Source organism: Massilia varians, from assembly GCF_027923905.1.
Taxonomy (GTDB): domain Bacteria; phylum Pseudomonadota; class Gammaproteobacteria; order Burkholderiales; family Burkholderiaceae_D; genus Telluria; species Telluria varians_B.
This window is the reverse complement of the sequence record NZ_AP026966.1, coordinates 3,380,755-3,406,317: the sequence shown is the minus strand read 5'-3', so window position 1 is coordinate 3,406,317 and position 25,563 is coordinate 3,380,755. Positions and strand designations below refer to the sequence as shown.

Below are 25,563 nucleotides of genomic sequence, written 5' to 3'. Positions count from 1 at the left end.
GCTGTGCTTTCCTAAGGCTTGTTCTTCTTCCCGGCGGCGCGCACCGGTCCGTAGGCGGCCATGAACACCGCCACCGCGCGTTCCACCGACGCGGCCAGCGCCTCGGTCGGGGGCGCGTCCAGGGTCTGGAACATGAAGGGGGCGATCCACTCGGCCTCGAGCAGGCCTTTGAGCTGCAGCGCCGCGAGGCGCGGGTCGGCCCGCTTGAGTTTGCCCTGCGCCATGGCGGCCTCGAGGTAGTCGGCCACCACCGCCATGCTGCGCACCGGTCCGATCTCGAAGCACTTCCTGCCCAGCTCCGAGCGCCCGGCCTCGGACACCACCAGCCGCCGTACCGCCGCCACCGGCGTCAGGTAGAGCAGGGTGAGGAAGCGCGTGCCGAAGCTGATCAAGGCCTGCCCGATGTCCTCGCCGCCCGGGCCGAGCGCGTCGAGGGTCGCCTGGAACTGGGCATCGGTGGCGTCGATGACGATCTCCATGAACAGCTCTTCCTTCGAGGGGAAGTAGCTGTACAGGGTGGCCTTGGAAAAATCGGCGCGCTTGCGGATGTCTTCCATGGATGTGCGCTCGAAACCCTGTTCCTGGAAGATGGCCGCCGCCGCATCCAGGATCGCCTGCCGTTTTGCCGCGCTTTTGGTCCGCATTGCCGCTCCAATTCTGAACTAATTGGTTCATTTTAGCTTGATGCCCAGAAAAATCAACGCGCTGTCACCCCTCAGTCCCGCAACAGGCCCGCCGCGAAGGCCCGGAAGGCCGGCAGCAAGGGCGCTTCGGTGCGCCCCGCCAGGGTCACGCAGGCGAAGCGCGCCCGCGCATCGAGGCGCGGGCGCAGCGGCAGTTCGGCCAGGCCGCCGGCGCGCGCCGCCGCCGCCAGCCCCAGGAACAGGGCCTGCGAGCGGCCGACCGCATCCACCAGGCTGGCCACGTCCTCGCACTGCAGGGTTACCATCCGTTCCGGCAGGGCCGCCGGTCCGTAGGCGGCCACCAGGAGGCGCGCCACTTCGTCGGACAGGGGAGTCGAGGCGACCGGATAGGCCAGCAGCTGCTCGAACGTGAGCGTGTCGTGCTCCAGCAGCGGGTGGCCCGGGCGGCAGGCGAAGCAGGTGCGCAGCTCCCCGAGCGGGCCGACCAGCAGGTCTTGCGCCGGCGCGATGCTGCGCGCGTCCGCCACCAGGGCGTCGAGCTGGCCGGCACGCAGCTGCACCAGCTGCAGCGCCAGGGCCCCGCGCGTGATGCCGAGCCGGACCCCCGGGTGCCGTTCGGCCATGTGGCACAGCAGCGGCGCCATCAGCATGGCGGCCGGCCCCGAACCCATCCCGATGCGCAGCGCGCCGCCCCCGCCCTGGCGGAAGATGTCGGCGCTGCGCGCCAGCTCGCCCGAGTCGCGCACCAGGCGGCCGGCGCGCTCGAGCACGTGGTTGCCCAGCGGCGTGAGCTCGATGCGCTTGCCGATCCGGTCGAACAGCGGCGCGCCCAGGTCTTCCTCGAGCGCCCGGATGCTGCGGCTCAGGGCCGGCTGGGTGATGAACAGGCGCTCCGCGGCGCGGCTGAAGGAGCGCGCCTCGGCGACCGCGATGAGGTGCTCCAGCTGTTTGATGTTCAAGCGTGGTCCTATGTTAAAGATGCATCGATATGGCAAAGATTATGCATTGGACACATCGATGGCCGCATCGTACCATGCCCCGCACCGAGTCCGTCCTCCATCCGTCCCCAACCCCAGAGAATGAGCCTGCTCCACACGATCTACCTGGTCGCCATCGCGGCCGAAGCCGCATCGGGCGCCCTGATGGGCATGCGCCGCCGCATGGACCTGTTCGGCCTGTGCGTGGTGGGCACCGTGACCGCGCTGGGCGGAGGCACCATCCGCGACCTGCTCATCGGCCACTATCCGCTCGGCTGGGTCGCCCATCCCGAATACCTGGCCTACACCGTCGGCGCCGCGATCGCCGCGGCCCTGCTGGCGCGCCGCATGCACCGCCTCAGGACCGCCTTCCTGTGGCTGGACGCGCTCGGGCTGGTGGCGTTCACCGTGATCGGCTGCGACGTCGCTGCTTCCACCGGCGCCCATTGGGTGGTGGTGATCCTGATGGGCATGGCCACCGGCGTGTTCGGCGGCCTGCTGCGTGACGTCCTGTGCAACCAGGTGCCGCTGGTGCTGCAGCGCGATCTGTACGCCACCGTGTCGTTCGCCACCGGCGTGCTCTACCTCGGCTTGCTGGAACTGGGCGTGGCCGCCGGCATCGCCACCACCTCGGCGATCGCGTCGGGCTTCGCCCTGCGCCTGCTGGCGCTGCATTTCGGCCTGGCCCTGCCGGTGCTGGAAGCCGATACCAGCAGCTTCGACGAAGCGCGGGAGCAGCGCTAGATGGCCGATCCGGCGCGCGTCGCTACCGGCCGCGGCCACGCCTTCAGCACCAATCCGGTGCTGGAGAGCCGCCTGCCGGCCTGGCGTTCGCGCCTGCTGCTGGCGGTGCTGTTCGCCGCCTTCGCGACCCTGGCCGGACGCGCGGTCTGGCTGCAGTTGTGGTCGGACGACTTCCTGCAGAAGCAGGGCGCGGCCCGCTATGCACGCACGCTGGAACTGCCGGCCACGCGCGGACGCATCCTCGACCGCAACGGCGAGGTGCTGGCGCTGTCGCTGCCGGCGCGCGCCGTCTGGGCGATTCCCGCCGAGGCGCGCGGCGCCCCGCCTGCGCAACTGGACGAACTGGCGCGCCAGCTCGGCCTGAGCCGCGCGGAAATCGACGCCAAGCTGGACTCGCGGCGCGGCTTCGTCTACCTGAAGCGCCAGGTCGACATGGCCACGGCCGGGCGGGTCGAGGCGCTCGGCATCGCCGGCATCCACAGCCGCAAGGAAAGCAAGCGCCATTACCCGCACGGCTCCCTGACCGCGCACGTGGTGGGCTTCAACGACGTCGAGGATCGCGGGCAGGAAGGCATCGAGCTGGCGCACCAGGCCAGCCTGGGCGGCACGGTCGGCAGCCGGCGCGTGATCCGCGACCGCCTCGGGCGCATCGCGGAAGACGCGGGCGGACGCCTGCCGGCGCGCGACGGCCGCGACCTGGCGCTGTCGATCGACGGCCGGATCCAGCATGCGGCGCGCAGCCACCTGAAGGCCGCGGTCGAGCGCCACCAGGCCGCCGCCGGCGCCATCGTGGTGCTCGACGCGGGCAGCGGCGAGGTGCTGGCGCTGGCCAACCTGCCGGACTACGATCCGAACGAACGCCGCGGCCTGACCGGGGCGCAGCTGCGCAACCGCGCCCTCACCGACATCTACGAACCGGGCTCGGTGATCAAGCCCTTCACTATCGCGCTGGCGCTGGAAAAGGGCCTGGCCACGCCCGATACCCTGGTGGAGACGGCCCCCGGGCGCCTCAGCATCGGCCGCGCGACGATCCGCGACGCCAGCCGGCACGGCACCCTGACGGTGGCCGAGGTGCTGCAGAAGTCTTCCAACGTCGGCACCGTCAAGCTGGCGCTGCAGATGCCGGCCCAGGACATGTGGGCCATGCTGACCCAGGTGGGCTTCGGCCAGCCGCCGCAGCTGGGCTTTCCCGGCACCGCCGCCGGCAGCCTGCGCCCGCACCGTTCCTGGAAGCCGATCGAGCAGGCCACCATCAGCTATGGACACGGCATGGCGACTTCGCTCATGCAGATGGCGCAGTCCTACCTGGTGTTCGCGCGCGACGGCGACATGATTCCGCTCAGCCTCCTGAAAGTGGACGAGGCGCCGGTGTCGCGCCCGGTCATCTCCCGCGAAAGCGCCGGCGCGGTGCGCGCCATGATGGAGCGCGCCACCTGGCCGGGCGGGACCGCGCCGCGCGCGCGCGTGCCCGGCTACCGGGTGGCGGGCAAGACCAGCACCGCCCACAAGCCGGTGGCGGGACGCTACACCAACCGCTACATCGCCGGCTTCGTCGGCTTCGCGCCGGTGTCGCGCCCGCGCATCATCGTCGCCGTGATGATCGACGAGCCGACCGAAGGCGGCTACTTCGGCGGACGGGTGGCGGCGCCGGTGTTCGCCAGCGTGGTCCAGGACGCGCTGCGCACGCTCGACGTCGCTCCGGATGCGCCCGTGGCGGACATCCTGCCGCCGCCAAGCGAGGCCGCCGACGTGGACGCGCTTGCACCCCCAGCCGTCGAGAAGCAATCAACAATGTGATTATCCTGGCGGCGGATAGAGATTAATTGCCGGTTTTCGTCTATATCTTGGGTGCCGCATCGGCCACCCACGAAACAGGAGCCCAGGAAACCAGCATGCCGAACCGTCTCTCCACCCGCCGCGCCTTGACGCTGTCTTTACTTTCCGCTCCCCTGTGGGGCTGCGCTGCGCCGTCCTCTGGCGCGCCGGGCAGGAGAAGCGCGGTCACGGAGTTCGGCGCCGTCGCCGATGCCGCCACGGTCAACACCGCGGCGATCCAGAAGACCATCGACCACCTGGCGGCGCAGGGCGGCGGCACCGTCGTGGTGCCGAGCGGCGTGTTCGTCAGCGGCGCGCTGTTCCTCAAGCCCAAGGTGAACCTGCACCTGGAGCAGGGCGCGGTGCTGCGCTGCTCGCTCGACCTGCGCCACTTCCCGGCCGGCCGTACCCGCATCGAAGGGCACTTCGCGCCCAACTTCAATCCGGCGCTGATCAATGCGAACGGCTGCGACGGCTTGCGCATCAGCGGCGCCGGCACCTTCGACGGCGCCGGCCGGCCGATCTGGGACCTGTTCTGGAAGCTGCGCAATGCCGCTCCCGATCCCTACAATTTCAAGAACATCGGCATCCCGCGCGCGCGCCTGGGCCTGATCGAAGCTTCCAGGAACGTCACCATCGAGGGCGTCACCTTCAAGGATTCGCAGTTCTGGAACCTGCACCTGTACCGCTGCCAGGACGTCACGGTGCGCAATGCGCGCTTCGTGGTGCCCGACGACTACCACCAGGCGCCCAGCTCCGACGGCATCGACCTGGACAGCTGCCAGCAGGTGCTGGTCGAGGGCTGTTACTTCTCGGTGACGGACGACTGCATCGCCGCCAAGGGCTCGAAGGGACCGTTCGCGATGCAGGACAAGGACAGCCCGCCGGTGATCGGCATCCGGGTGCGCAACTGCGAGTTCCGGCGCGGCCACCACATGCTGGCCCTCGGCAGCGAGGCGACCCTGGTGCGCGACGTGCTCATCGAAGATTGCCGGGTGACGGGCAAGGTGGACAGCCTGGCCGTCTTCAAGCTGCGGCCGGACACGCCGCAGCACTACGAGAACATCCACTTCAGGAATATCACGGTCGACGACTCCGGCGGCCAGATCGTCACCATCGAGCCCTGGACCCAGTACTTTGACCTGAAGGGGGCGCCGCCGCCGCAATCGATCGTGCGCAACATCAGCCTGGTCGGCATCCGCGGACGCCTCAAGGCCTTCGGGACGATCAAGCCGAACCCGGGGCAAACCACGATCAGCGAGGTCCTGCTCAAGGACTTCGACGTGCAGCTGCAGAAGGACAAGCTGGAGACGGCGGACGTGACCAGGCTGCGGCTGGAGAACGTGGTCGTCAACGGCAGGCGCGTGGCGGCTCATCCATGAAGCGCATGTGGCTCCTGGGCGCGCTGCTCGCCGTGATGCCGCCTCACGCCGGCGCCGCCGAATCGACCATCCGCAACGGCGTCTTCTGGAAGGACACCTCCGGCACGCCGGTCTATGCGCAGGGCGGCGGCATCCTGAAAGTGGGCGACAGGTACTACTGGTACGGCGCCAAATACGCCGAGGCGGTCAGCTATGCCAGGGAGCCGGCGCCGCAGCCGAACGGCGCCAACCCGACGTTCAGCGCGGTGACGGCCTACTCGTCCACCGACCTGGTGAACTGGAAGTTCGAAGGCGAGGTGCTCAAGACGGGCGCCGCCGGCAAGATGTTCGACCAGCCGGGCTGGGTCGGGCGGCTGGGTGTGGTGCACAACAGGCGCACCGGCAAATACGTGCTGCTGACCCAGTACGGCAGCACGGACAAGGGCAGTGGCGTCCTGTTCGCGACCAGCGACTCGCCCACCGGACCCTTCGTGTTCCAGCGCCTGCAGACCCATATCGAGCGGGTGGCGACGCCCACCTCCGGCGACCAGACCGTGTTCGTGGACGACGACGGCCAGGCGTATCTTGTCTTCAGCAGCGGCGGCGACCGGCGCAAGCTCTACGTGGCGCCGCTGCGCGCGGCGGACTTCCTGGCGGTCGAACCCGCGATCCTGGTGCATTCGGCGCCGGCAGGCGGGCGCGAGGGCAACGCCATGTTCAAGTACAAGGGCCTGTACTACTTTTGCTCGTCGGACCTGCATGGCTGGAACGCTTCGCGTAGCTTCTACATGACCGCGACCAGCATCACCGGCCCCTACACGCCTGAAAAGCTGATCGAGGGAACCGAGGCCGACTTTTCGCACGTGTCGCAGAACGGCTTCTTCGTTGCCGTCCAGGGCAGCGACGGCAGCTTGGTGCTGTACGCCGGCGACCGCTGGAGCAACTACGCGGCCAACGGCATCGGTTACAACATCTGGGCGCCGCTCTCCTTCGAGGGCAGCAAGCCGGTGTTCAACTCGCTCAGCGAGTTCACGCTCGATGCCGCCAAGGGCCGCTGGTCGGTCGGCAAGGGCAACAACTACGTGCTCAACCCGGGTTTCGAAGCCGACCGCGTCACGCAGACCAGCGTGGCCGGCTGGCGCACCAGCTGGACCAGCCTTCAAGGGGCCGCACCCATCGTGAATGCCCTGGAAGGGCGCAACAGCCGCTGGGCGCTGGTGCTGCGCCATGCTGATCCGAGCATGGGCAGCGCGGTTCAGGACATCGCGCTGCCGAACGGCAGCTACACCCTGCGTGCCTGGGTCAGGAGCAGCGGTGGGCAGGGCGTGGCGCGCCTGTTCGCCAGCGGCCATGGCGCTCCGGAAGTCGCGCACCAGTTCAGCGGGGCGCTCGGCGCCTGGACGCAGGTCACGCTGCCCGGCATCGCCGTGCGCAACGGCAGCGTGCAGATCGGTGTCTACACCGAGGGCAAGCACGGGCAGTGGCTGATGCTGGACGACGTCAGTCTGGTCCGCGAGTGAGAGCCCTGCAGCCTGTCGGCCGCCCTGTGCGCCAGCGTGGCGCTGAACATGCGCGCCGCCGCTGCCGTACAGGCGGGGGCAGGCACCCGATACATGTTTCGGTATCGGATCGGCCAAAAATTTGATTGGAACGATCTCATTGCACCGCCTACCATCCCTGTCGAGCATGTAATAACAGCAAAGCCGCGACACAGCGGCAATAACGACAACGACACCAGGAGACGTATGAAACGCACATCGTTCGGCCGCGTTGCGGCCAGTACCGGTCACGCCTTCGCACTTCGCGCCACGGTCGCCGCACTCGCCGGCGCCGGCCTGATGGGCGCCGCCACGGTCGGCGCCCAGGAAATCTCCCCCGCCGCCAGTGCCGAAACGACCGAGCCGGGCGACACGCAGACCGTGGTCGTCACGGGCGTCAAGGCGTCGCTCATCAAGAGCCTGGCGATCAAGCGCATCAGCGACCAGGTGGTGGAATCGGTCGTTGCCGAAGACATCGGCAAGCTCCCCGATAACAATGTCGTCGAAGCGCTGCAGCGCGTGACGGGGATCCAGGTCACCAACCGCGCCGGTGGCGAAGTCGGCGCCTTGTCCATCCGCGGCCTGCCCGACGTCCAGACCACCTGGAACGGGCGGAATATCTTTACCGCCTCGGGCACCCAGGTCGCGCTGCAGGACATTCCCTCGACCCTGGTGCGCCAGATCGACGTGTACAAGACGCGTGACGCCAGCCAGCTGGAAACCGGCATCGCCGGCCAGATCGACGTCAAGTCGCTGCGGCCCTTCGATTTCAAGGGCCCGCAAGTGTCGATCTCGGCGCGCGAGACCTACCTGGATCCTGCAAAAAAATGGAACCCCCAGCTCAGCGCCATGTTCAGCAATCGCTGGGAGACCGGCTTTGGCGAGGTCGGCGCGCTGGTCAACCTGGCCGCCACCCAGACCAGATACCGCAACGAGAGCGTGACGCCGGGCGCCATGGTGCCATTCACCAGCCCGAATGCGGCCGAAGTGCCGGCCGGTTATACGCCCTTGCAGCGCATCTTCGACAACGATGTCTGGGCCCCCGGTACCCGTACCGGCTTGCCGATGGCCGCGGGCTCGACGCTGAATTTCAACGGCAAGGCCACTCCGTATTATCTGGCGCGCGACGCCGTTTTCCAGAGCGACGTCCAGGGTGAACGCAAGCGCCCGGCCGCGAATATCGCCCTGCAGTGGAAACCGAACAGCGATGCGGTCTACACCTTCGAATCGATGTACAACGGGTATCGCGACAAGGCCTTCAATCAGCTGCTGTTCAGCTTTGTCGACTGGTGGGGCGATCTCGGCAGCAACCCGGCGGGGACGATCACGACCTTCCCGGGAACCAACGTCATCAAGTCCCGCAAGGTCAACAACGTGTATGGCTTCAACAGCGGCGACTACACCACCTCGAAAACCGATTCCTTCGTGTACGCCCTGAACGGCAAGTGGAACGTCGGCGAGCGCCTGAAACTGGACGGCGACCTGTCGTTCCAGACGAGCGAATTCGACACGCAATTCACCGCCACCCGGATCGACCGCGTTGCCCCTTCCATCGACGTCGACTTCAATGCCGGCGGCGATACCGCCTTCCGTTTCAATGACAATGCCGACCTGGTCGATCCGAGCAAGTGGAATGTGGCGGAGTTCTACGATAACGCCAACCGCAACAAGGGCAGCGCCGCGACAGCCAGCCTGGCGGGCGTGTTCGACGCCGACTGGGGTGCGCTGCAGACGCTTCAATTCGGGCTGCGCCACGACGTCCGCAAGGCGTCGGAGGCCAACCGGACGCAATCGGCCTTCCTGGGCCGCAACCTTGCCTCGCTGGGTCCGCAGTATGCCATTACCAACGCGAACTTCGGCAAGGACATCTCGGACGTTCCGCGCTCGTGGGTGGAACCGAATGCCTATACCATCCGCGACAACATCGACGAGTGGCGCAAGCTCTACCACTCGGTCAACAGCAACTTCCTGACCACGGACCAACTGAGCCTGCAGAAGACCTTCGAGATCAAGGAAAAGACGAGCAATCTCTACCTCATGGGGAATTTCCAGAGCGAGCTGTTCGGCAACCGTCTGCGCGCCAATGCCGGCGTGCGCTATACCAGGGTCAATACCGACATGCGCTTCTATAAGGTCGATGCCACGACCCGGGCGGTGACGGCGTCCGGCGCCGACAAGTCGACCAGCAGGTTCCTGCCCAGCCTGACCCTGACCTACGATCCGGCCAAGGACGTCGTCACGCGCTTCAACTTCGGTAAAACCCTGCGGCGCCCGAACTTCGGCGACCTGAACCCTGTCCTGCAACTCGCCGACGACGTGTCGCGGGTGGGGTATGGCTCGGGCAGCGGCGGCAATCCGGACCTGAAACCGACGCTCTCGACCAACTTCGACCTGACCGGGGAGTGGTACTTCCAGAAGGACAGCGCACTCTATGGCACGCTGTTCAAGCGCAAGATCGACGGCCTGGTCGTGCCCCTGCGTCGCAAGATTCACGTCGATCCGGCGGACGACCCGTTCCGCAACTCGACCTCGGGCGGCGACCATACGAACGGCTATGACTACGTCATCAACTCGCCGGTCAACGCCTCCGACGGCACCATCAAGGGCGTCGAGATCGGCTTGATCTACTTCCCGAAGTGGCTCCCCGGCCCGCTGGACGGCCTGGGTTTCCAGGGCAGCTTTACCAAGCTGAGCTCGTCACAGAACGTTCCCGAGGCGAATAGCGCCGGCGAGATCATCGCCCAGCTCGAGACACCGTTCTTCGGGGTCTCCGATCGCTCCTACAACGCTACCCTGGCTTATGAGAAGGGTCCGGTCAGCGCGCGCTTGTCCTATGTCTGGCGTTCCGCCTTCCTGGCCGCCAACGAAGCCGCCCTGTTTGCCAATCCGATCGGTATCTGGCGTCAACCCGAAAAGAGCGTGGACATGCAGGTGTCCTACAAGATCGACGACAGGATGTCGGTCGATGTCGGCGCCATCAACCTGACCAACGAAATGCAGCGGCAGTACTACCACTTCGGCAATGCGGGCAACGAGCAGTTGACCAATTTCGGTACGGTCCAGGTCGGACGTTCGGTCTCGGTCGCCTTGCGCTGGAAGATGTAGGCCCCGCGTCGTTCAGAAGGGAAGGCACATGCGGACACACAAACTCTCCACCCTCGAAAAAGCGGGTTTCGGCGCCGGCGACATGGCGCTCAACGTGGTGATCTCGTCGATGATGCTGATCATCACCTTCTTCTACACCGACATCTACGGCATCCACACCGCCGACCTGGCGGCGCTGTTCGTGGCCGTGAAGGTGGTGGGCGCCGTGGCCGACCTCGCGATGGGGCAGGTGACCGACGCGGTGCTCACCGGCTGGGGGCGCTACCGGCCCTGGCTGCTGCTGCTCTCCGTGCCCTATGGCCTCAGCGTGTTCCTGGTCTTCACCACGCCCGACTGGAGCTACGATGCAAAGCTCATCTGGGCCTATTCGACCTACATCCTGATGACCCTGATGACGGCGGGCGTCGGCATTCCCTACATCTCCCTGATCAGCGGATTGACGTCCGACCCGCAGGAACGCCTGTCGGCCAACGGCTACCGTTTGTTCTTCGCCAAGATCGGCGCCTTCATGGTGACCATCATCGTGCCGATGCTGGCCAGCTGGTGGGACCCCAAGAACCCGGCCGCCGGCTACCAGGTGGCGATGGCGGTGATGGCCGCGATGGGCGTGCTGCTGTTCCTGCTGTGCTTCTTCACCACCACCGAACGCGTCGTCCACAAGGTCGACAAGCAGCCGCTCATCGACCAGGTGCGCGTCCTGATGCGCAACGACCAGTGGCTGATCCTGTGCGCGGTGTGCGTGACCGGCACCATCGGCTACGTGATCCGCGGCTCGGTGGCGATCTACTACGCCAAATACTACCTGGGCGGCGACACCGCCATCGTCTCGGCCTTCCTGTCCACGGGCGTGGCGGCCGCGATCCTGGCCATGGTGGTGTCCACCTGGACCACCAAGTTCTACTGCAAGGTCAAGCTGTTCCGCAACACGCAGATCCTGGTCGCCCTCATCAGCCTGATGATCTACTTCCTGGTGCAGCCGGGCGACATCGTGCTGGCCTTCGTCCTGTACTTCATCCTGTCGCTGGTGGTCGACCTGCACGCGCCGGTGTTCTGGTCGGCGATCGCCGAGACCATCGACTACGGCCAGGTCAAGACCGGCAAGCGCGTGTCGGGCTTCGCCTTTGGCGGCATCTCGGTGTGCCAGAAGGTCGGCATGGCGATCGCGGGCGGCATGGTGGGTATCCTGCTGGATTACTTCCAGTACCAGCCCAACCAGGCGCAGTCGACGCTGGCGCTGCAGGGCATCGCCCTGATGCTGTCGGTGATCCCGGGCTTCTTCCACTTCCTGATGGGCGTGCTGATGTTCAAGTACCGGATCAGCGACGCGTATTACGACACTGTCAAGGCCGACATGCGCACAGCCGGCTACGTCGCCGGCTGACATGCGTTGACCGCGTGGGCAGGAAACCTGCCCACCCTACGAATGCCTTTGTAGGGTGGGCGGGTCTCCCGCCCACGCGGTGATAAGCAAACTTTGAAACGAGATTAACGATGCAAGAAACCATCCTGAAACCCCTGATCGAACAGCGCGCCGACCCCTACATCTACAAGCACACGGACGGCTACTACTATTTCACCGCCTCGGTGCCCCAATACGACCGCATCGAACTGCGCCGCGCCACCACCATTGCCGGCCTGGCGGATGCCGAGACGGTGGACGTCTGGACCAAGCCGGACACCGGCCCCTACTGCGAACTGGTATGGGCGCCGGAGATCCACTTCAACGGGGGCGCCTGGTATATCTACTTTGCGGCCGCCCCGAGCCGCGAGATCAAGTACCAGCTGTTCCAGCACCGCATGTACGCGATCCGCAACCGCAATGCCAACCCGCTCGAGGGCGAATGGGAGTTCATGGGCCAGGTCGACACCGGCATCGACAGTTTCTGCCTGGACGCTACCACCTTCACGCACAAGGGCCAGCTGTACTACCTGTGGGCGCAGAAGGATCACGAGATCGAAGGCAATTCGAACCTCTACATCGCGCCGATGAAGACGCCGTGGCAGATCGAGGGCAAGCCGGTCATGCTCAGCAAACCCGAGTTCGACTGGGAGACGCGCGGCTTCCGGGTCAACGAAGGTCCGTCGGTACTGCGCCGCAACGGAAGGGTATTCATCAGTTATTCGGCCAGTGCCACCGACGAGAACTACGCCATGGGCCTGCTGTGGGCCCATGAAGAGGCCGATCTGCTGGACCCGGGCTCCTGGACCAAGTCGCGCGAGCCGGTCCTGCGCACCTGCTACGAGCACGGCATCTACGGCCCGGGCCACAACAGCTTCACCTATGCCGAAGACGGCGACACCGTGCTGCTGGTCTACCACGCCCGCACGTATACCGAGATTGTCGGCGACCCGCTGTGGAACCCCGACCGCCATACCTTCGTGAAGACCCTGCGCTGGGACGAAGCAGGCATGCCGGTGTTCGGCCGCGCATCGACCGACTGAGCCACCGAGTGAGGAAGAACGCATTGCGAGACCTGAACACGCGCGGCATCACCCTGGCGCCTTATGGCCGGCTGGCCAACGGCCAGGCCATCACCGAATACACCTTGGCCAACGCGAACGGCCTGGTGGCCAGAATCATCGATTTCGGCGGCATCATCACCGAGCTGCACGCGCCCGACCGCGAGGGGCGCCTGGCCGACGTGGTGCTGGGCCTGGACGGCCTGGGCGCCTACGAAGGCGAGCATCCATACTTCGGCGCCCTGATCGGCCGCTACGGCAACCGCATTGCCAAGGGCCGCTTCATGCTCGACGGCCGCGAAATCGTCCTGCCGGCGAACGACGGCGACCACCACCTGCATGGCGGGCCCGGCGGCTTCCACAAGGTGAAGTGGCAGGCCAGCGTCGAGGGCGACAGCCTGCGCCTGGCCTACCGCAGCCCGGACGGCGAACAGGGCTATCCAGGCAACCTGGACGTCAGCGTGGTCTACGGGCTGAACGACGACAATGAGCTGGTGATGCGCGTGGAGGCCGTCACCGACCGGCCCACCCCGGTCAACCTCACCCAGCACAGCTACTTCAACCTGGCCGGCGAGGGCGACATCCTGGAGCACCTGCTCACCATCGATGCCGACACCTTCGTGGGCATCGATGCGGCAGCGATCCCGCTGGGCACGCTGTCGCCGGTCACCGGCACGCCCTTCGATTTCCGCCTGCCGCGCCCGATCGGCGAGCGCGTCGGCCAGCCGGACAAGCAGCTGCGCCATGGCCAGGGCTACGATCACAATTTCGTGCTCAACAAGCCGAACGGCAGGGAAATGACGCGCGCGGCCCACGTGCTCGAGCCGCTCTCGGGCAGGGTGCTGGAGCTGTTCACCGAGGAGCCGGGCGTGCAGTTCTATAGCGGGAACTTCCTGGACGGCTCGCTATCCGGCAAGGGCCGCAGCCACGGGCATCGCAGCGGCTTCTGCCTGGAACCCCAGCATTTCCCGGATTCGCCGAACCGGCCGCGCTTCCCGAACGTGATCCTGCGCCCCGGCCAGGTGTACCGCACCGAGTCGCGCTGGCGCTTCTCGGTGCAGGGCGCGCAATCGTGATGGAGCACTTCCTCGACGAGCGCCACGAACTGGGCGAATGCGTGCTGTGGTGCGAGCGCACCGGGCGCCTGCTGTGGACCGACATTCCGGCGGCGGCCCTGTGGTCGTATTCGCCGGCGACCGGCAGGAGCCTCAAGTGGCGCATGCCGGAGCGCCTGTGCTGCTTCGCGCTGACGGACAGCGACGATTGCCTGCTGCTGGGGCTGGCGTCCGGCCTGGCCTCCTTCCGCTTCTCGACCGGCGAGCTGCGACACATCGTGGAGGTCGAAGCCGGGCTGCCCGCCACCCGCCTGAACGACGGGCGTTGCGACCGCCAGGGCCGCTTCGTGTTCGGCATGTTCAACCAGGAGGACGGCCCCAAGCGCGCGCTGGGCGGCTTCTACCGCCTGAATACGGACCTGAGCCTCGAGCGCCTGCCGCTTGCGCCTGCCGCGATTGCCAACAGCATCTGCTTCAGCCCGGATGGGCGGCGTATGTACTATGCCGATTCGGTCACGCGCGAGATCCGGTATTGCGACTACGACCCGCACAGCGGCGCGATCGGCGCCTCGCGGGTGTTCGTCGCGGCCGACGCGGCGCCGGGCGAACCGGACGGTTCCTGCATCGACGCCGAAGGCTGCCTGTGGACCACGCGCTGGGGAGCGGGGCAGGTGATGCGCTACACGCCCGAGGGCCGGCTGGACCGGGTGCTGGCCCTGGCTGCGCCGCAACCGAGCTGTCCGGCTTTCGGCGGCCCCGGTCTGTCGACCCTGTACCTCAGCAGCGCATGGCTCGGCATGACGGCGGGCGACCGCCTGGCCGCCCCCCTGTCGGGCGCCATGTTCCGCCACGAACTCGACCTGCAAGGCCTGCCGGAATCGCGCTTTCTCGGCGGGCTCAGATAACAAATTCGGTATCAATATTGCGAAATATTTGATTGGAAAGTTATCTGGGCCGCATTGTAGACTTTCCTCATTGCTGAATTACACGCCCAAGGAGAAGGCATGTCCGAGACGGAGAAGAAGAAGACCACGTTGCGCTCGGCAGCGTGGTTCGGGACCCAGGACAAGAACGGCTTCATGTACCGGAGCTGGATGAAGAACCAGGGCATTCCCGACCATGAATTCCAGGGCAAGCCGATCATCGGCATCTGCAACACCTGGTCCGAACTCACCCCCTGCAACGCCCACTTCCGCAAACTGGCCGAACACGTCAAGCGCGGCATCCTGGAAGCCGGTGGCTTCCCGGTCGAGTTCCCGGTGTTCTCGAACGGCGAATCGAACCTGCGCCCGACCGCCATGCTGACCCGGAACCTGGCCAGCATGGACGTCGAGGAATCCATCCGCGGCAATCCGATGGACGCCGTGGTGCTGCTGGTGGGCTGCGACAAGACCACCCCGGCTCTGCTGATGGGCGCGGCCAGCGTCGACCTGCCGACCATCGTGGTCACCGGCGGCCCCATGCTCAACGGTAAGCTGAACGGCAAGGACATCGGCTCTGGCACCGCCGTCTGGCAGCTGCACGAGCAGGCCAAGGCCGGTCACATCACGATGCACGATTTCCTGTCCGCCGAAGCCGGCCATTCGCGCTCGGCGGGCACCTGCAACACCATGGGCACCGCGTCGACCATGGCCTGCATGGCCGAATCGCTCGGCACCTCGCTGCCGCACAATGCCGCGATTCCCGCGGTGGACGCGCGCCGCTACGTGCTGGCCCACATGTCGGGCATCCGCATCGTCGAGATGGTGCACGAAGACCTGCGCCTGTCGAAAATCCTCAAGCGCGAGAACTTCGAGAATGCGATTCGCGTGAACGCCGCGATCGGCGGATCGACCAACGCCGTGATCCACCTGAAGGCGATCGCCGGCCGCGTCGGCGTGCCGCTCGAACTGGAAGACTGGACCGCGATCGGCAAGGGCACCCCGACCATCGTCGACCTGCTCCCCTCGGGCAAATACCTGATGGAGGAGTTCTATTATGCCGGCGGCCTGCCCGGCGTGATCCGGCGCCTGGGCGAGGGCGGCCTGCTCAGGCACAAGGAGGCGCTCACCGTCAACGGCAAGAGCCTGTGGGAGAACTGCCAGGACGCGCCGATCTACAACGACGAAGTGATCCGCAAGCTGGACACCCCGCTGATCGAGGACGGCGGCATCCGCATCCTGCGCGGCAACCTGGCGCCGCGCGGCGCGGTGCTGAAACCCTCCGCGGCATCGCCCCACCTGATGCAGCACCGCGGCCGCGCCGTCGTGTTCGAGGACTTTGACCACTACAAGCAGCGCATCGTCGACCCGGACCTGGACGTCGATGCGAATTCCATCCTGGTGATGAAGAACTGCGGGCCCAAGGGCTACCCGGGGATGGCCGAAGTGGGCAACATGGGCCTGCCGCCCAAGCTGCTGGCCCAGGGCATCACCGACATGGTGCGCATCTCGGACGCGCGCATGAGCGGCACCGCCTACGGCACCGTGGTGCTGCACGTGGCGCCGGAAGCCATGGCCGGCGGCCCGCTCGGGATCGTGCGCGACGGCGACTGGATCCAGCTGGACTGCGCCGGCGGCGGCCTGAACATCGAGCTGTCGGACGAGGAGATCCACAGCCGCCTGGCCGAGCGCGCCGCGCAGGACAAGCCGGTGCAGCACAGCGGTTACCAGCGGCTCTACCTGGACCACGTGCTGCAGGCGGACGAGGGCTGCGACTTCGATTTCCTGGTGGGGTGCCGCGGGTCGGCGGTGCCCAAGCATTCTCACTGATCAGACATGAGCTGACCGCGTGGGCGGGAGACCCGCCCACCCTACAGAAACCGCCTTTGTAGGGTGGGCAGGTTTCCTGCCCACGCGGTCAACCAGCGTTTGAACAATCGCATCGTCGAACGAACATCAATATTGGGAGACCGGGCCATGCTGCTCGTACAATTCATCACCGAATCCCAGGAACGCCGCATCGGCATCCTGCACGAGAACACCATCCGCGTCGTTGGCGGCTACGCCACCACCCGCGAGCTGGCGCGCGCCGCCATCGCCGCCGGCGCCGGCCTGGAGCAACTGGCCGACAGCGCCGCCACCAGCGAGCACCTTCACTACGAGGACGTCGCCCGCGCGGGGCGCATCCTGCCCCCGCTCGACCACCCGGACGCCGCCCACTGCTACGTCACCGGCACCGGCCTGACCCACCTGGGCAGCGCCGACACCCGCGACGCCATGCACAAGAAGATCGGCGGCGACGTCGAGGCCCTGAGCGACTCGATGAAGATGTTCCGCATGGGCGTGGAAGGCGGCAAGCCGGCATCCGGCACGCCCGGCGTGCAGCCGGAATGGTTCTACAAGGGCGACGGCTCGATCGTGCGGACAACAAACCAGGACATCGAGATGCCCGAGTTCGCGCTCGACGGCGGCGAGGAACCGGAGATCGCGGGCCTGTACCTGATCGGCGACGACGGCCAGCCTTACCGCCTCGGCTACGCCATCGGCAACGAGTTCTCGGACCACGTCACCGAACGCCAGAACTACCTCTACCTGGCCCACTCGAAGCTGCGCAACTGCGGCCTGGGACCGGCGCTGCTGGTGGGCGAGCTGCCGGGCCACGTGTCGGGCACCTCGCGCATCCTCGGCAAGGACGGCCAGGTACGCTGGGAAAAGGCGTTTGTCAGCGGCGAGCAGAACATGTCGCACAGCATCGAAAACCTCGAGCACCACCATTTCAAGTACGGCCTGTTCAAGCGTCCTGGGGACGTACACATCCATTTCTTCGGCACCGCCACCCTGAGCTTCGCCGACGGCATCCAGGTCGCGCCCGGCGAGATCTTCGAAGTCGCGTCGCCGCAGTTCGGCCCCGCGCTGCGCAACCGCCTGGCCGTGGTTGATACCGGCTTCGCGAAGGTGAAGGCGCTCTAGGAACCCGCGGCGCATTGACCGAAGAGCAAGGCCGCAGCACAATAAGAACGGACGGAGACAAGCATGACAAAGTTGGCCAGGTATCCCAGCCTGCAGGACAGGCGGGTATTCGTGACGGGAGGCGGCACCGGCATCGGCGAAGCGATCGTCACAGCGTTCGTGGAGCAGGGCGCGGTGGTCGCCTTCGTCGACATTGCGGCAGCGGCCAGCGAAGCGCTGTGCGCGAGGCTGCTTGACGCCGGCTACCCTGCGCCGGTGTTCCGTCATTGCGACATCACCGACATCCCCGCGCTGCAGCGCACGATGGCCGAGCTGGCCGAACAGCTGGGCGACTTCGAGGTGCTGGTCAATAACGCCGCCAACGACCAGCGCCACGACATCGAGGAAGTCTCGCTCGACTACTGGAACGAGCGCATCGCCATCAACCAGCGCCCCATGTTCTTCACCGCGCAGGCGGTCCTGCCGGGCATGAAGAAGATGGGCGGCGGCTCCATCATCAATTTTTCCTCGATGTCCTGGCACGCCAAGGGCGCCGGTTATCCGGTCTACGCCACCACCAAGGCGGCCGTGATCGGGCTGACCCGCAGCCTGGCGCGCGACCTCGGCCCCTTCGGCGTGCGCGTGAACACCGTCACGCCGGGCTGGGTCATGACCCAGCGCCAGATCGACCTGTGGGTGGACGAGGCGGCGGAGCTCGAGATCAAGAAGGCCCAGTGCCTGCCGGGCAAACTGATGCCGGACGATATCGCCGCCATGGTGCTGTTCCTCGGCGCCGACGACAGCAAGATGTGCACGGCGCAGGATTTCGTCGTCGACGCGGGCTGGACGTGATGTTTGGCGGGTAGCACTCCGCTGTCGTCGCTTTCTACCTCCAACTTCAGAACCGTCATCCCGGCGTAGGCCGTGATCCAATTTCGCCTGAGTGCACGCAAACTTGGGTTCCGGCCTGCGCCGGAACGACGGGCTAACGGGATACTGTCATGACCGTCTTGACCCGCACCACCCTGGCCCTTGCCGCCATCTTCAGCACCCAGGCGCACGCCGCCGCCCTGACCAGCCCGGACGGCCACATTGCCGTAACCGTCAGCGCCGCCTCGAACGGTGCACTCACCTATACGGTCGCCCGCCACGGCAAACCCGTCATCCTCCCGTCCCCTCTCGGTTTGCGACTGGAGGGCGCCGACCTCGCGACCGGGCTCAAGATCGCCTCCACCTCCGCGATCAAGCCGGTCCGCGACAACTACGAGCTTGCCACCGGCAAGAAGCGACGCATCAGCTACGCCGCGAACGAGCAGGTCTACACCGTGCGCAACGCCCAGGGCCAGGCCATGGACCTGGCTTTCCGCGTCTCGAACGACGGCGTCGCCTTCCGCTATCGGGTAGCCGAGCCGGCGCTGCCGCATAAGAAGTTCATCTCCGAGGCCACCGGCTTCAGCTTCGACAAGTCCGCCAAGGCCTGGCTGCAGCCGATGGCGGTGGCGCAGACCGGCTGGTCGAACACCAACCCGTCCTACGAAGAGCACTACCAGCGCGAGATCGCGGTCGGCACCCGGTCCCCGATGCCCGCCGGCTGGGTCTTCCCGGCCCTGTTCCGCAGCGGCGACACCTGGGTGGCGTTGACCGAGGCGAACATGGACGGCAGCTTCCACGCCTCGCGCCTCGACGCCGAATCGCCGGAAGGCCGCTACCGGCTCGCTCCTCCGATGGCCGCCGAAGTGTTCACCAACGGCGCGCTGCTCGCGGAAAGCCGTGGCGAGCTGGTGACTCCCTGGCGCGTGATCGCGCTCGGTTCCCTGAAGACCCTGGTCGAATCCACGCTCGGCACCGACCTGGCCGCTCCGGCCATTGCTTTCGACAAGGCGCGCATCCAGCCCGGTCATGCCTCGTGGAGTTGGGCGCTGCTGAAGGATGAAGGCACCGTCTTCGAGGTCCAGAAGAAGTTTATCGACTACGCGGCAGACATGCGCTGGGAGTACACCCTGGTGGACGCCGGCTGGGACCGCAGTATCGGCGACGCCAAGATGCGCGAGCTGGTGCAGTACGGCGCCAGGAAGAACATCGGCATCCTGGTCTGGTACAACTCGTCGGGCGACTGGAACAAGACCCCGTTCACCCCGAAAAGCGCCTTGCTCACCCGCGAAGCGCGCACCCGCGAATTCGCGAAGCTGGTCGAGATGGGCGTCAAGGGCGTGAAGATCGACTTCTTCGCCGGCGACGGCCAGTCGATGATCGCCTACTACGTCGACATCCTGAACGATGCCGCCAAGGCGGGCCTCCTGGTGAACTTCCACGGGGCCACGCTGCCGCGCGGCTGGTCGCGCACCTACCCGAACCTGATGACCGTGGAGGCAGTGCGCGGCTTCGAGTTCACCACCTTCGAACAAAGCGACCAGGACGCGGTCGCGCCCCATGCCGCGATGCTGCCGTTCACGCGCAACCTGTTCGACCCGATGGACTTCACGCCCACGGTGTTCGGCGACATCCCGAAGATCCAGCGCAAGACCCGCAACGGCTTCGAGCTGGCCGAGTCGCTGCTGTTCCTGTCCGGGATCCAGCATTTCGCCGACACGCCGGATGGCATGGCCACCGCGCCGGCTTATGTGAAGGGTTTCCTGCAGGACCTGCCGCGCAGCTGGGACGAGACCCGCTTCGTCGACGGCTACCCCGGCCGCCATGTCGTGATCGCGCGCAGGGCCGGCAAGGCCTGGTACGTGGCCGGCCTGAATGCCGACGCAGCCGACAAGTCGCTCGAGCTGGACCTGTCCTTTATCGGCAAGACGGGTGGCACGCTCATCACGGACGGCGACGCTGAACGCAGCTTCACCCAGTCGCGCCTCAAGGGCGGCAAGCACAAGATCAGTATCAAAGCGCACGGCGGCTTCGTCGCCGTATTCCAATAAGAGTTCGACAGAACAGGAGACAGTAGTGAACGTATTCAAACCGACCATCCTCGCGCTCAGCGTCCTTGCATCGGCCTCGGCCTTCGCCCAGGTGAACGTGAGCATCGACGCCACCAAACCAGGCCCGGTGATCAACAAGAACGTCTACGGCCAGTTCGCCGAACACCTCGGCACCGGCATCTACGAAGGCTTGTGGGTGGGTCCGGATTCGAAGATCCCGAACACCCGCGGCTGGCGCAACGACGTGGTCGGCGCCCTGAAGGAACTGAAGGTGCCGCTGGTGCGCTGGCCGGGCGGCTGCTTCGCCGACGAGTACCACTGGCGCGACGGCATCGGCCCGCGCAACAAGCGCCCGGTGAAGGTCAATACCCACTGGGGCGGCGTGGCCGAGGACAATGCGGTCGGTACCCACGAGTTCTTCGATTTAGTCGACATCCTCGGCACCGAAGCGTACGTCAACGGCAACCTCGGCTCCGGCACCCCGCAGGAGATGGCCGAGTGGCTCGAGTACATGACCTCGGACACCAAGTCGACCCTGGCCGAGCAGCGCCGCAAGAACGGCCGCAAGGAGCCGTTCAAGGTCGCCTTCTTCGGCATCGGCAACGAAGCCTGGGGCTGCGGCGGCAACATGAAGCCGGAATACTACGCGCAGCTGTACAACCACTACGCCACCTTCCTGAAGACGCCGCCGAACGCGCGTCCGAAGATCGTCGCCAGCGGCGGCAACGACAACGACACCAAGTGGACCGATGTGCTGAGCCGCGACGCCGCGCGCGGCACCGACGGCATCAGCTTCCACTACTACACGCTCCCGACCGGCAACTGGGACAAGAAGGGCGCCGCGATCGGCTTCCCGGAATCGGAATGGTTCTCGACCATGCGCCAGACCCTGCGCATGGATGAGCTGATCCGCAACAACCTTGCGGTCCTCGACAAGAACGATCCGAAGAAGAAGATCGGATTCTATGTCGACGAATGGGGCACCTGGTACGACGTCGAGCCGGGCACCAACCCGGGCTTCCTGTTCCAGCGTAACACCCTGCGCGACGCGGTGGTGGCGGCGCTGAACTTCAACATCTTCCATGCCCACGCCGAGCGCGTCCGCATGACGAACATCGCGCAGATGGTCAACGTGCTGCAGGCGATGATCATCACCGACAAGGAGAAGATGCTCTTGACCCCGACCTACCACGCCTACAAGATGTACATACCGTTCCAGGACGCGACCTCGCTGCCGACGGCCGTGAACAACGACGTGGCCTACTCGAGCGACAACCAGAGCATCCCGGGTATCAGCGCATCGAGCGCACGTGGCAAGGACGGCAAGGTCTGGGTGGCCCTGGTGAACACCAACCCGCACCAGGCCAGCGACGTGAACATCGACCTGAAGGGCCAGGCCGCGCTTGGTGCCACCGGGCAGGTGCTGACCGCCGAGGCGATGGATGCGCACAACACCTTCGAGCAGCCGCAGGCTATCAAACCGGCGCCGTACAGCGTTAAGGCGGTAAATGGCAAGCTGACGCTGAAGGTGCCGGCCAAGTCGGTGGTGGTTGTCTCGGTCGACGCGTAATTCGTAGGGTGGGCGGCTTCGCCGCCCACGCGGTGATCGATAACGGCTCCGATTTCGTGCCCGTCGATCTCGCAGCAGACTATCACCGCGTGGGCAGGAAACCTGCCCACCCTACGGGTCGCGACTGTTCAGGAGTTCGCAATGTCTCTACTTTCCCGCCTTGGCGCGTGCGCGCTGGCTCTCGCCACCGCGCTCCCAGCCTCCGCCGCCCAACTCGAAGTCCACGACCCCGTCATGGCGAAAGAGGGCGGCCAGTACTACCTCTTCAGCACCGGCCCCGGCATCACCCTCTACAGTTCAAGCGACATGAAGTCCTGGAAGCCGGAAGGCCGCATCTTCGCCGGCCAGCCCACCTGGGCCAAGACGGCGGCGCCGACCTTCAACGACCACATCTGGGCGCCGGACATCTACCACAACAACGGCAAGTACTACCTGTACTACTCGGTGTCGGGCTTCGGCAAGAACACCTCCGGTATCGGCGTGACGGTCAACACCACGCTCGATCCGCGCTCGCCGAACTACAAGTGGGAAGACCAGGGCATGGTGCTGCAGTCGGTGCCCGGGCGCGACCTGTGGAACGCCATCGACTCGCATGTAATCGACGATGAGAACGGCACGCCCTGGATGTCCTTCGGCTCCTTCTGGACGGGCCTGAAGCTCGTCAAGCTCGACGCCAGCCGCACGAAGCTGGCCGAACCGCAGGAATGGCACACCATCGCCCGCCGCGAGCGTCCGGCCTACGTGCCGGACGAGGAAGCAGGTCCGGCCCAGATCGAGGCGCCGTTCATCTTCAGGAAGAACGGCTGGTACTACCTGTTCGCTTCCTGGGACCTGTGCTGCAAGGGCAAGGACAGCACCTACAAGGTGGTGGTCGGCCGCGCCAAAGCCATCACCGGCCCCTACCTCGACCGCCAGGGCGTGGACATGGCCAAGGGCGGCGGCACCCTCGTCATCCAGGGCGACCGCGACTGGAAGGGGTTGGGCCACAACAGCGCCTATACCTTCGACGGCAAGGATGTCATGGTGTTGCACGCCTATGAAAGCGCCGATCGCTACAAGCAAAAACTGAAGGTGCTGGAGATGAAATGGGACGGCGACGGCTGGCCGCTTGTCGACCAGTCTGAACTCAACCGTTACCAGAGCGTCCGCCTGCCATGAAGCTCCGTCTCGCCGCACTTGCTTTGCTCGTATCGACCGCCTGGGCTCAGGCGGCCGAGTTGTTCCCCCTGGCCGACGTACGCCTGAAGCCCGGCCCCTTCCTCGACGCCCAGACCACCGACCTGAATTACATGATGGCGATGGGGCCGGACCGCCTGCTGGCGCCGTTCCTGCGCGAGGCCGGCTTGAACCCGCGCCAGCCGAGCTACGGCAATTGGGAATCGACAGGGCTGGACGGCCACATGGGCGGCCACTACCTGTCGGCCCTGGCGCTGATGTACGCCGCAACCGGCGACGCCGAGGTGTTGCGCCGCCTGAACTACTTCGTGGCGGAGCTCAAGCGTGCCCAGGAAGCGAACGGCGACGGCTATGTAGGCGGCATTCCCGGCGGACGCCAGGCCTGGCGCGACATCGCGGCCGGCAAGATGGAAGCCAGCAACTTCTCGGTCAACGGCAAGTGGGTCCCCTGGTACAACCTGCACAAGGTCTACGCGGGCCTGCGCGATGCCCACCGCTACGCCGGCAACGAGGATGCTCGCGCGGTGCTGATCGCGCTGTCCAACTGGGCGCTGCGCCTGAGCGCGCACTTGAGCGAAGAGCAGATGCAGCAGATGCTGCGCGCCGAACACGGCGGCATGAACGAGATCTTCGCCGACGTAGCGCAGATGACGGGCGAGGACAAATACCTCTCGCTGGCATTGCGCTTTTCGCACCAGGCGGTGCTGCAGCCGCTGGCGCAAGGGCAGGACCACTTGAGCGGCCTGCATGCGAACACGCAGATTCCGAAAGTGATCGGTTTCAAGCGCATCGCCGACATGACGGGGCGCCAGGACCTGGACCGGGCCGCGCAATTCTTCTGGCAGACGGTAGTCGAGCGCCGTTCGGTGGCGATCGGCGGCAACAGCGTCAAGGAGCACTTCCACGACACTGGAGACTTCGGTTCCATGATTGGCGAGGTCGAAGGGCCCGAGACCTGCAATACCTACAACATGCTCAAGCTGACCGGCATGCTGTTCCAGTCGGAGCAGAAGGGCAGCTACGGCGACTATTACGAGCGCGCGCTGTACAACCATATCCTGTCCTCGCAGCGCCCGGGCGGCGGCTTCGTCTACTTCACGCCGATGCGGCCGAATCACTACCGTGTGTATTCGCAGGTCGACAAGGGCATGTGGTGCTGCGTCGGCTCGGGCATCGAAAGCCACGCGAAGTACGGCGAATTCATCTACGCGCACGAGGGCGATGCGCTGTTCGTGAACCTGTTCATCCCCTCGACCCTGCACTGGCGTGAGAAGGGCGTGCGCATCACCCAGTCGACGCGCTTCCCGGACGAGGGCAGCACCCGACTGACGGTGGATGAACCGGGCAGCTTTACCATGAAGATCCGCTATCCGGGCTGGGTCGCTGCCGGAAAGCTGGTGGTGAAGGTGAACGGCAGGGCGGTGAAGCTCGACACGGCGCCGGGAGGCTACGTAAGTGTGGCGCGCGCGTGGAAGAAGGGCGACCGGGTGGACGTGCAGCTGCCGATGAGCACGCGTCTGGAGCAGATGCCGGACAAATCGAACTACTATGCCGTGCTGCACGGCCCGATCGTGCTGGCCGCAAAGACGCGCATGTTCGGCGACGAGCAGTTGAACTACCTGGCCGATGAGTCGCGCATGGGCCATATCGCGGGCGGGCCGTTGTGTCCGCTGGAAGCGGCGCCGATGCTTGTCAGCGACTCCCTCGACTTCCTGCGCCGTTTCAAGCCCGTGAAAGGCAAGCCGCTGACCTTTACCGCGCCGGGGCTGGTGCAGGGCGCTGCGGGCAGCGCGACCGAGTTCATTCCCTTCTTCCGCGTGCACGAGTCGCGCTACACGATGTACTGGCAGCATTCGACACCGGCCAATTTTGAGCGCATGCGTGCCGAGAATGCCGCCCGCGAAGCGGACCGGCTTGCGCTGGACGCTGCTACCGTCGACCAGGTGGCGCCGGGCGAACAGCAGCCGGAGTCGGACCACTTCTTCAAGGGCGAGGGCATCGATGCGGGCGTGAACGGTGGACGCCACTGGCGGCATGCGAAGAAGTGGTTCAGCTATGAGCTGAAGGATCCGAAAGGAGAAGCGAGGTTGCTGCGCCTGACCTTCGCCAGGGCCGATGCGGGACGGCGCTTCGATATCGAGGTGAATGGCGTGCTGCTGGCCGAAGTGACGCTCGCCAAGGATGCCGCCCAGGAGTTCTACACCGTCGACTACGCGCTGCCGGCGGCCATCCTGCAGGCCAAGCCGAACGCGTTGTCGGTGCGCTTCGTGGCCAAGCCGGGATCGGTGGCGGGCGGCCTGTACGGCCTGCGGCTGCTGCGCTAGTGAG

General features: G+C 66.1%; 18 protein-coding genes. 16 read left to right on the top strand and 2 right to left on the bottom strand.

Annotated elements, in window-relative coordinates; genetic code table 11:
• Positions 1-11: 11 nt before the first annotated feature.
• Complete coding sequence (locus MasN3_RS15245; RefSeq protein WP_281908243.1) at positions 12-644, bottom strand: TetR/AcrR family transcriptional regulator; 633 nt, start codon at positions 642-644, stop codon at positions 12-14.
• Between the two features lie 71 nt (positions 645-715).
• Positions 716-1,603 carry a LysR family transcriptional regulator gene (locus tag MasN3_RS15240; protein ID WP_281908241.1) on the bottom strand — a complete coding sequence of 296 codons (888 nt, stop codon included), beginning with the start codon at positions 1,601-1,603 and terminating at the stop codon, positions 716-718.
• Between the two features lie 120 nt (positions 1,604-1,723).
• On the opposite strand from MasN3_RS15240, the gene MasN3_RS15235 reads away from it, so the two are divergent.
• The 16 genes from MasN3_RS15235 to MasN3_RS15160 all read left to right on the top strand — a co-directional run bounded on the left by MasN3_RS15235 (position 1,724) and on the right by MasN3_RS15160 (position 25,559).
• Positions 1,724-2,365 (top strand): trimeric intracellular cation channel family protein, encoded by a 642-nt coding sequence (locus MasN3_RS15235; protein WP_281908240.1) that lies wholly within the window; start codon positions 1,724-1,726, stop codon positions 2,363-2,365.
• Positions 2,366-4,162, top strand: a complete 1,797-nt coding sequence (locus tag MasN3_RS15230) for a peptidoglycan D,D-transpeptidase FtsI family protein (RefSeq protein WP_281908237.1) — start codon at positions 2,366-2,368, stop codon at positions 4,160-4,162.
• A 95-nt stretch (positions 4,163-4,257) separates the two neighbouring features.
• The gene (locus MasN3_RS15225; RefSeq protein WP_281908235.1) at positions 4,258-5,562 is read left to right on the top strand and encodes a glycoside hydrolase family 28 protein; all 1,305 of its coding nucleotides are present in this window, start codon (positions 4,258-4,260) and stop codon (positions 5,560-5,562) included.
• A complete protein-coding gene (locus MasN3_RS15220) occupies positions 5,559-7,061 on the top strand; it encodes a family 43 glycosylhydrolase (RefSeq protein WP_281908233.1) in 1,503 nt (500 codons plus the stop codon). Before MasN3_RS15225 ends, MasN3_RS15220 begins: the two co-directional genes overlap by 4 nt.
• Positions 7,062-7,286: 225 nt before the next feature.
• The gene (locus MasN3_RS15215) at positions 7,287-10,184 is read left to right on the top strand and encodes a TonB-dependent receptor (RefSeq protein WP_281908231.1); all 2,898 of its coding nucleotides are present in this window, start codon (positions 7,287-7,289) and stop codon (positions 10,182-10,184) included.
• A gap of 28 nt (positions 10,185-10,212) precedes the next feature.
• Positions 10,213-11,565 carry an MFS transporter gene (locus MasN3_RS15210; RefSeq protein ID WP_281908230.1) on the top strand — a complete coding sequence of 451 codons (1,353 nt, stop codon included), beginning with the start codon at positions 10,213-10,215 and terminating at the stop codon, positions 11,563-11,565.
• Between the two features lie 110 nt (positions 11,566-11,675).
• Positions 11,676-12,626, top strand: coding sequence for a glycoside hydrolase family 43 protein (locus tag MasN3_RS15205; RefSeq protein ID WP_281908229.1), 951 nt, complete (start codon positions 11,676-11,678; stop codon positions 12,624-12,626).
• Between the two features lie 23 nt (positions 12,627-12,649).
• A complete protein-coding gene (locus MasN3_RS15200; RefSeq protein WP_370662301.1) occupies positions 12,650-13,720 on the top strand; it encodes an aldose epimerase family protein in 1,071 nt (356 codons plus the stop codon).
• The gene (locus MasN3_RS15195) at positions 13,717-14,604 is read left to right on the top strand and encodes an SMP-30/gluconolactonase/LRE family protein (protein WP_281908228.1); all 888 of its coding nucleotides are present in this window, start codon (positions 13,717-13,719) and stop codon (positions 14,602-14,604) included. Before MasN3_RS15200 ends, MasN3_RS15195 begins: the two co-directional genes overlap by 4 nt.
• 99 nt (positions 14,605-14,703) lie before the next feature.
• Entirely contained in the window at positions 14,704-16,449 is a 1,746-nt protein-coding gene (locus tag MasN3_RS15190) for an IlvD/Edd family dehydratase (protein WP_281908226.1), read from the top strand.
• A gap of 147 nt (positions 16,450-16,596) precedes the next feature.
• Positions 16,597-17,589 (top strand): AraD1 family protein, encoded by a 993-nt coding sequence (gene araD1 / locus MasN3_RS15185; protein ID WP_281908225.1) that lies wholly within the window; start codon positions 16,597-16,599, stop codon positions 17,587-17,589.
• Positions 17,590-17,652: 63 nt separating this feature from the next.
• Positions 17,653-18,420: an SDR family NAD(P)-dependent oxidoreductase gene (locus MasN3_RS15180; protein ID WP_281908224.1), complete on the top strand. Its 768-nt coding sequence runs from the start codon at positions 17,653-17,655 to the stop codon at positions 18,418-18,420.
• 149 nt (positions 18,421-18,569) lie between these two features.
• On the top strand, positions 18,570-20,489 hold the full coding sequence (locus tag MasN3_RS15175; protein ID WP_281908221.1) for a glycoside hydrolase family 97 protein: 1,920 nt from the start codon (positions 18,570-18,572) through the stop codon (positions 20,487-20,489).
• Between the two features lie 25 nt (positions 20,490-20,514).
• Complete coding sequence (locus tag MasN3_RS15170) at positions 20,515-22,059, top strand: alpha-N-arabinofuranosidase (RefSeq protein WP_281908220.1); 1,545 nt, start codon at positions 20,515-20,517, stop codon at positions 22,057-22,059.
• Between the two features lie 141 nt (positions 22,060-22,200).
• Entirely contained in the window at positions 22,201-23,217 is a 1,017-nt protein-coding gene (locus MasN3_RS15165) for an arabinan endo-1,5-alpha-L-arabinosidase (RefSeq protein WP_281908219.1), read from the top strand.
• Entirely contained in the window at positions 23,214-25,559 is a 2,346-nt protein-coding gene (locus tag MasN3_RS15160) for a glycoside hydrolase family 127 protein (RefSeq protein ID WP_281908218.1), read from the top strand. Before MasN3_RS15165 ends, MasN3_RS15160 begins: the two co-directional genes overlap by 4 nt.
• The last annotated feature ends 4 nt before the right edge of the window (positions 25,560-25,563 follow it).